An 8154-nucleotide genomic window follows, 5' to 3' on the forward strand; every position below is an offset into this window, starting at 1 on the left:
GCTTCTATTGCCCTCTTGACCTCTTTTCAGCCACTTCCAACAACAACAGACTTCCCAAAATCCCGCTTCCTAAGAACGTTATCTCCGGCCAAGATAAGGGTTTATTTTTTCAGTTGAAAAAGAAAAAGACTACCGTTCTTCATTCAGATACTTCATGACTTTTTCTGTTTCTTTATCTAATTCTCTTAAATCTCTTGAATAAGAGTCGGAAGACATTGTTCCTTTGGCTTTCTCTTCCATTTTTCTAATTTTCCTAAGCAATACAATTTGAGTTGCATAGATCTTTTTGAGCATTTCATCTGTTTTTGACATATTTTTCTGTGATTTTATTTTGAATAAGTATAGTAAAAGGATTTGCAATAAGTTTAAAACTACACCAACTTTTAAATAAGTATTACTATATTCCTTCTTCAAAAGCAAAACTAAATATAGCCTATGAAAACTTTCGTTGTTAGACCTATTTCTCAACATCTCGCCAACTTTGAGATTACTGGAAGGGAGATCGAAGGACACCAAGAAAAAATAGTTATTAGAGGTGAGGATAACTCCATTATTTTTATTGCAAGTAATGAGCATGTCATTGTCCATGAAAAGCAAGGTTAAAAACCGTTTTTTTGAAGGGTAAAAGCCTGGACAACATTTGTAGCTTGTCGTGATCTTTGAAGGCTTTTAGCTTTCAAAAAAATGATGCAAGCCAACTGCTTGCTTTGATCGAAGTTGTTCCGGCTCTTGGCGCTGCTAAGGCTCACTGCCCTAATCCAACCGTTCAAGTTCTACTGCCTAAACCTACTGGCTCTGTCCCCCTGCGAGCCGTCTGCGAGTCCGAAGGAAGCCAGCCAAGGGGGAGCGAAGCGGCTTGGCTGTGTCTGACTGAGGCTAAAGGCGAGCAATAATACTGGCTGTGGGTTTTTATTTTTTGCCTACCTGCCGGAGGCTCATTAATCAATCAAAAATAAAAATAGGAACAGCCGTGAGGAGTACCGCAGGACAGCGAGTGGAGTAAAATGCAAATCGGCCTTGTGCGTTGGCTAAATAGTGGAGCAAGTAAAATGATATGGTGATGCCGCTTCTGCTCTCCTTTTTCAGGAGGGCAACCACATCAGACAATAATCACGGTATCATTTTACTTGTGGAACGGTTTAAGGTGCGTGGATTTGCATTTTACGCAGCGAAGTCTGGCCGAGGACACGGACGAACACCGCTGACCCTTTATGCATGCCGAAGGATGCAAAGCCTGTGCGGTTTGGCCTGTGCGCTTGGTGGTGCGGGTTTGGGCTCTTTTGATTGGTAGAAGCAATAAGACAAGCTCTCTTCCGTTAACCCTTTTATTTATATTTAACCAACTCTTACTCAATGAACTATCTAACTCAAAAAAACATCATTATTGCCCTTGTAGTTATAATCTCGCTTGTAATAGGAATAAAGGTTTATTCAGAAGTAACAGAACTAGCCGAAAGATTCAACACTGATAAATCTAAGATCTTAGGCATTGCAGGGGCTGTCGTTGTGCTTTTTTTAGTTGGTGGATTAAGTAGTAACAGTAAATCATCTTAAAGGGTGATACTCATCCAGCGCCTTTTTCAGGTCTTTCATATTCACGTGCTTGTAAACTTCTGTACTGGTAATGCTCTTGTGGCCAGCCATATATTGGACTTCTACTATGTTCTTTTCATTGATCCAGTGGCTAATCACTGAGGTTCTGATATGAAGCAGGTTTTTGAACCTTGGATTTTCCTTTCTCATGGCTTTCATTAAGCTGCTGACCAGTTCTTTAAGGTTGGTATTCTTGCCTAAGCTTATGATCAGTTTGTCAGTGGGGTTCTCTGCTTTCTCTCTGATTTCTGGTAAAACTTCTTTGATGTATTCCTGTAGTGGCAATATTTGATGGGCTTCCAGTTTCAGTATTCTTCTCGCTCCACGGCCTGTTTTTTTAATGAAGATTGTGCCCTGGTGAAGGTCGATGTCTTCGGGTTTTAATGCTGCTATTTCATCCTGCCGCAGGGCTTGGTAAATGACCAGTCCCAACATTATTTTGTTCCGCTTTTGGGCTGGTGTTTCATTTGGACAGCCTACATAAATCTGGTTCATTTCCTTCTTGGTAAGCAGATCACTTGGCAACTGCTGCACCCTTCCTTTAATGTAAAGTTTCCTTGCAGGGTTGTGTTTTATTTTTTCTTCTGATTGCAGGTATTCATAAAAGTATCTTATGCCCCTGATGTAGTTATTTTGATTGTAAACGCTGGTTTGTTTTTGCTTCAGTTCTTTCACGTAGCTAAGTAGATCTGCATATTGGCAGGTTTCCACTGTCAGGTTTTCGGTTTCCAGCCATGCCATAAACTGCTTTTGATAATGCAGGTAGGCTTCCAGCACTTTCGGGTGGTAGTTCTTCGCCTCCAGATATGCTTTAAAGGTGGTGGACAAGGTGTAAATATGTTTGGGTGCTTCTTATTCCGCTATGGCCTAAAAACTGGCTGATAGCATCTATTTCCATTCCGCATTGCAGTAAATGTGTGGCTATGCTGTGCCTGAGTGTGTGTAATCCTATTTTCCTTTCCTGCAGTTCTTCATTTCCGGTGCGTTCGATCAGGGTTTTAAGGGTCTTGGATAATCCCGTGCTGCTTACTCTTCTGCCTTGGTTATTGAGCAGGAAGGCTGTCTGTTCCGGTGTTGTTGGTATCGAGGATCTGCAATGTCTTAGGTACAGTTCAAAGTCTCTTTTCTGGCCTTCTACAAAGGGCACATACCTTGCTTTCTGGTTCTTTGATTTCCGGATGTGTACCAGTTGTTTGTCTAGTAAGATGTCATTTACATTCAGGTTGATGCCCTCTTTACATCTCAACCCGCAGCCATAGTACAGGCTTAATATTGCCCTTTCCCTTAGTCCGGTGACCTGCTCGCTGCAGGCATTGTAGATGTGGTCTATTTCATGAAGGGTCAGTACTTCTCTTTCGGGGTATTCTTTGGGCTCGTACCGGATATCGATCAGTAAACTGCCTTGCCCGGTTTCTTCCAGATAATCGCTAAATAACCTGAGGTTTCGTAAATGGCCATTTAGGGTGGAGTTCTTTAAAAGCTCTCCGGTGTGGCTGCTCTTCTTTTGCTTTAAGCTCTGGTAGTAGTTTTTGATTACTGATTTGGGCACTTCCTGCAGGCTGGTAATATTTTCATTTTTCAGATGAAGGAAGAAGGGTTTTAATTGCGCTGGCAAGCTGTTAATGGTGTTTTTGGAGTAACCTATGATGTCCAGCCACTCTTTATAGCCTTCCAGTACTCTCTGGTACGTGTATGACGGTTTTGCTTTTACCCCTCTTGCTTCCGGTGATGTTATACATGTTATACCAGCTTTCATGCTTGTTATTGATTTGATTTTCAGTTACTTAATATTGATCTGGTATAACATTTGAGCCATGTTATACCCATGTTATACTAATGTTATACCAGAGATTGTTTTGCTCTTTTGGCTTGCTGTTCCTTTAATTTTTCCAGTGTACTGTCCAGTATATCTATTCCTGATTGCAGGTGCTGGTATTCGTCCCATGCTGTTATCTCATATTCAAAGCCTGTATTGCGGTGGCCACCTGTCTTTTTGATGTAGCCCCACATTTCAAGCTCCCTTAAATACCTGTTGGCTTTCATAGGGTTCATTCTGAACAGCTCCCTGATCTCTTTGCTATAAAAAGCTCTCTGGTCTTCAGGTCTTTTAATAATGGTGGTTTTCAGGATTTCAAAGAAGCTCCTGAGCTGGCCGTTCAGTTCGTCTGATTTGCGCAGCAGGCTTTCTTTTACCAGTCTGTTTGCCCAACTGATGTCTTCTAAAGATGTCTCGATATAGCTTTTGCCCTTGCTGTCTGTTTTTGCCTCTCTCTGGTATTGATGGTAAAAGGTGATAATTTCTATTAGCCTTAGATAATGCATGTTTGTCCTGAGCTTCTTGAATATGCTGTCGGGGATTTTGAGCTGTGTAGCATATGGATTGATCACTTTTATGGGTTTCAGCAGCCTTTGGGTGTTTTTGAGCAGTTGTTTGGCTATGTTCTGGCTGTTTTCGTCCACTAATCCGGCTTGCAGCTTCCTTTGGTAGTCCATAACTTCTTCCATGTGGTTAGCTCCTTCGTTGATGTGGAGTAAATAGCTCCTGTTGGCGTTGTCTTCGTAGATTCCTTCTTTGGTGGTGGCTCCTGATACGCAGATCGGGCCTTCTACGGTCAGCACTTTTTGCACGTTGTTGCCTTTGGCGTCTTTATCGGTGGTGAGCTTGGTAATGCTTTGTTTACTCATGAACTCTCTGAGGGGCAAAAAGGCGTTGTAAACTCCGTCAAGGTCTTCAATCAGCAGGACTTTGTTTTTCCAAAAATCTCTGGTGGAGTAGTAAAGGGTGTTTTCTGTTAAGCTGGTTATGGTTCGTACTGATTCTTCCGGAAGGCATTCGCTGATCTTGGTTTGCAGGTAGGTTTTGCCGCTTCCGGATCTTCCAAAGATGATGGCGTGCAGTGGTTCATCAAAGAACCTTGACAGGTACAGGAAGAAAAGCAGTAAGCCGTTTTTCTGTTCTCCGATCAGGCCGCTCTGGCTGATCAAAGACAGGGTCTTTTTTACTAATTCCGGTGCTTTTAAAAATGCTTCTGCGGCTCGCAGTTCTTTGTCGGTCATTTCATAAAGCTTGGGTTTGAGGGCTTTTACCTGTGCTTCCCTTTCTTTCATCCTGTATTCTTCCAGCTTCTCGGTCAGCTCTGTTACGGTGTTGCTTATCTGGGTGGTACTAAGCTCTAAAGCTTCTGTAAGGTTCTGAACCAGTTTTTTGGTGCTCTGGTGGCTGTACAGGTTTACATCATCTCTGAAGGTCTTGTATTTGTTCTCTTTGCTTTTAATGTGTAAACTGATCTTTAAGCGGCTAAGGTTCTCTTTCTCGATCCCGCCCCAGACCGTGGCGGTCAGCCATTCGTTTTCGAAGGTGATTTGTTCAGGGTTCTCCGTGTTCAGGGTGCATTTGGTTTCTGTTGGCTTGGATGCTGCTGCAGGCTTTGGATCCTTCTTTTCAGTTGAAGGAAAAAAGGGTTTCCGGTTATTGATTAAGTGCGTGAAGATCTCTGGGGAAGCTTGTCCGTCCACTGACGGATGGCTTTGAGCTAAGCTGTTTACATCTTCATTTTTTGGGACTTCTACTTGTGTGATTTTGGCTGAGGGCTTTAGTTGCTGTAGCTCTTTGCTGTATTTCTCGGTGGCCTTTCTTCCTGCTTCATCTCCATTTAAAAAGAAGATGATTTCGTCCAGCTCTTGCAGATCCTCGATGGCTTTGGTGTGTTCTTCTGTTAGCCCGTTGGTGCCGTAAAGGGCTAGTAGTTCATAATCTGTTAGCTCTAGTTGCTGCAAAGTGGCTGCATCAATAATAGATTCTGTCAGGATCAGCCTTTTTGTTCCTTGCTGTGGGTAGCCTGGGTAAAGTCCCTGTCTGTCTTTCAGGTAAAAGTGTCTTGCCTTGTGGTTATCTATGGTACTTCTAAAGTAAAGGCTTACCACCTGGTTTTGAGGGTTCCGCAGTGCAAACACGATGCAGTTTTTACCAAAGGGGCTATAGGCTTTTTCTCCCGTTCTATTGTTTACATGGCCTCTGTCCAGTAAAAGGCCGTATTTCAGGCAGCTTTCTACCAGGTGTTTGTCTTTCCGGTTGCCGTGGTGGAACTGGCCGCTGTTATAACCGACCTGCAGTTTGTCTTTGTCAAGGTTTCTGCTCTCGAGGTATTCTTTGGCGGGTTTACTGTTGTGGACTCCGTTCCTGAAGTAGGTAAACATTTTCGTTAAAACTGCTGTCCGGGAGAGCTGCACGGCCTGAGTTACTTCACCTGTTATCATGCTTTCTGCTTTTTTAATGGCTTCGTGTTTGGTGCTCTTTTCCATGTGCATAATAAAGTCGATCACGTCCATGGCCTTGCCGTGGGTGCTACAATTGGCACTGAAGCAGTAGCAGGATTGTGTTTTGTAATATACCTGCAGGCTCGGGGTTTTGTCATCGTGGAAGGGACAGTTTAACCGCAGGTGCTTGTCTGGTTTCAGGTGGTAGTGATCCAGTACCTGCGCTAAACCTAATTGCTGTTTGATTTCGGCTATCTCCATTAGCTTTCGGTGGTTTGGATGATCAAAAGGCCTTCACGGACAGTCACATTTACCATTTCTCCGGCTTTAAAGCCTGACTTCTCCAGCCACACGCCTGATAACTTTAGTTCAGGCACTATTTTCTGCCCGTAGCTAAGGGCTCTATGCCGAGGTTGTAGCTTGATTTGTTTGTGCTTCTGATCTGCCATTGAAAAAAACTTTAAAAATTTTAAGGTTCATCTATCGGTAACAAAAGTAATCAATAGATGAACTAATAAGCAAATTTTTAAGTTTTGTTTTTCACCTTTCAATAAACTAATTTTGACTATTAAGTGATTTTTAAGGCATTTTCTTCATCTTTTGGTTATGGATTTAGGTAAAAAAATAGCAGAGCTACGTAAACAAAAAGGTTACAACCGTGATACTTTAGGTAAAGTGGTTGGTACTTCTGGTGCGGTAATTGGCCGGTATGAACGTGGTGAGATTACTCCATCGGTAGAGATTGCTAAAAAAATAGCCGAGGCTCTGGAAGTGTCGCTCGACTATCTGGTCGGAAGTTCGGAGCAGGAAATTGATAAAGCCACTCTCAAAAGAATACAGGAAGTTGCCAAACTCTCTCCAAAAGAAAAGGAACTCGTTTTTGAGTTCCTCGATGCTTTTATTACTAAAGCTAAATTACAAAGTATGATGCATTAAAAATTACCCTCTCAAAGCTGCTTTAATAATATCACTTTGACCTTATATATACTACACCAATGACAATTAACACAACACCTATTAACCCTACAACCAAATTTAAAATAAATATTTCTGATGATCTTTCGCCCAAATTAGTACCCCCTGTTAAAACCTTTTTAAAAAGGTCTTTCTGATTTCGGTATCTACGAAAAAGCATCAAAAAAGACCATCTCATGACTGCTCCTATAAATTCAAAACCATAAGGTCCTTTATACATGCTCATAATCAAATCATATTTCAATTTTCTTGCTAATCCTAAAAAAAACTACTCCACAATAAAATCCGACAACGAATTAAAAGTATTTATACTCGTACTTTTAATTACTTACACCCTTATCTTTTTTGTTTCTTTTATCCCATCCACTCAAACCCCTATCACAAAAGAAGCTGCAAAAGCTATCCCTGCTAACCTTCTAATATTATTAACAATTCCACTTTATGAGGAGCTAATATTTAGATTACCTCTCAAAGTATCTGCAGTACGCGCTTCAATCTCGTTCAGTTTGTTTATTTCAAGTATTTTATTAATTCTTACTAACCTTATCTTAAAAATCCCTATTACATTGCTGGAATTTCATCTCTTATCATTTATTCTTGCAATTCCCTTTTTCTTCCTTTTTAAATATTTATACAACCAAGCGACAGAGGCATTTTTAATTAAAAATTATAACTATCTCTTTTTTGCAAATTTAATCCTATTCAGCGTATCCCATTTCTACTATCAGGACATTAGTCTATCAGCCCTTTTAACCTACTTGATATATGGCTATTCTTTAAGTTTCCTGCGTATCTCGACTAAATTTTTCTATGGCCTAATCTTACATATGATTTTTATAGCTCCATTAATCTACAGCTTCTTAACTTCCTTTCGGAGCTGAAGGCCTGAATGGTTCATCAAATGTGCCTGGAGGTACAATAATAGGCGGAAGCCTAAAAATTCGGTTTATCACTTCATCAACAAGATTATGTAATAGTATCCTAGAAACTTCGTCTAACACATCTTCTGCTGTTCGAATATCAATCATTCTTAATTGATCAAACTCTCCAGTATCATAATTTAGACCATAAATTAATATGTCTGAATTCCTCCCTGGAATAAATAAACCAGCATTCCCATTCGATGGAAAGTTTATTTTTGAATTAGGAAACTTCTTGTTAAATGTTCTCTCTGCGTAGTTACTTGGATTTCCTTTACCATCCACAAACCGGTTCTGTGTTGAGTACATGGCTATATTCAAAGCCATTCCATCATTGGATGCATTTCTAATTCGGTTTACCTGATCAGGACTATACACATATATCTGATGATTCCCTCCATTCTGAGCT

The 8154-nt window shown here is 40.9% G+C and carries 9 protein-coding genes; 3 read left to right on the forward strand and 6 right to left on the reverse strand.

All coding sequences use genetic code 11. The features are described 5' to 3' along the window. Positions 1-129: 129 nt before the first annotated feature. Positions 130-312 carry a hypothetical protein gene (locus tag C900_RS30110; RefSeq protein ID WP_009583135.1) on the reverse strand — a complete coding sequence of 61 codons (183 nt, stop codon included), beginning with the start codon at positions 310-312 and terminating at the stop codon, positions 130-132. A gap of 123 nt (positions 313-435) precedes the next feature. Here C900_RS30110 and C900_RS30115 point away from each other — a divergent pair, with 123 nt between their 5' ends. Both C900_RS30115 and C900_RS24840 read left to right on the forward strand, forming a co-directional pair. Next, positions 436-603 (forward strand): hypothetical protein, encoded by a 168-nt coding sequence (locus tag C900_RS30115; RefSeq protein WP_157494200.1) that lies wholly within the window; start codon positions 436-438, stop codon positions 601-603. A gap of 750 nt (positions 604-1353) precedes the next feature. Beyond that, positions 1354-1554 (forward strand): hypothetical protein, encoded by a 201-nt coding sequence (locus C900_RS24840; protein WP_009583138.1) that lies wholly within the window; start codon positions 1354-1356, stop codon positions 1552-1554. Here the strand turns inward: C900_RS24840 and C900_RS24845 are convergent. The 4 genes from C900_RS24845 to C900_RS24870 form a co-directional block, all read right to left on the reverse strand. Continuing rightward, positions 1546-2421, reverse strand: a complete 876-nt coding sequence (locus tag C900_RS24845) for a tyrosine-type recombinase/integrase (protein ID WP_009583139.1) — start codon at positions 2419-2421, stop codon at positions 1546-1548. The two genes, C900_RS24840 and C900_RS24845, sit on opposite strands and share 9 nt — an antisense overlap. Next, positions 2405-3349, reverse strand: coding sequence for a tyrosine-type recombinase/integrase (locus tag C900_RS24850; protein ID WP_009583140.1), 945 nt, complete (start codon positions 3347-3349; stop codon positions 2405-2407). The genes C900_RS24845 and C900_RS24850 overlap by 17 nt, the downstream gene beginning before the upstream one ends. Positions 3350-3432: 83 nt before the next feature. Beyond that, entirely contained in the window at positions 3433-6111 is a 2679-nt protein-coding gene (locus C900_RS29515) for a CHC2 zinc finger domain-containing protein (RefSeq protein WP_009583141.1), read from the reverse strand. Beyond that, positions 6111-6299: a SymE family type I addiction module toxin gene (locus C900_RS24870; protein WP_009583142.1), complete on the reverse strand. Its 189-nt coding sequence runs from the start codon at positions 6297-6299 to the stop codon at positions 6111-6113. Before C900_RS24870 ends, C900_RS29515 begins: the two co-directional genes overlap by 1 nt. A 157-nt stretch (positions 6300-6456) precedes the next feature. Between C900_RS24870 and C900_RS24875 the strand changes: the two genes are divergently transcribed. Further along, positions 6457-6786, forward strand: a complete 330-nt coding sequence (locus C900_RS24875; protein ID WP_009583143.1) for a helix-turn-helix domain-containing protein — start codon at positions 6457-6459, stop codon at positions 6784-6786. An 899-nt stretch (positions 6787-7685) separates the two neighbouring features. Here C900_RS24875 and C900_RS24890 read toward each other — a convergent pair. Then, positions 7686-8154 (reverse strand): hypothetical protein (locus C900_RS24890; RefSeq protein ID WP_040497529.1); only part of this gene is annotated, 469 nt, incomplete at its 5' end.

The organism is Fulvivirga imtechensis AK7 (genome assembly GCF_000331535.1).
Lineage (GTDB): Bacteria > Bacteroidota > Bacteroidia > Cytophagales > Cyclobacteriaceae > Fulvivirga > Fulvivirga imtechensis.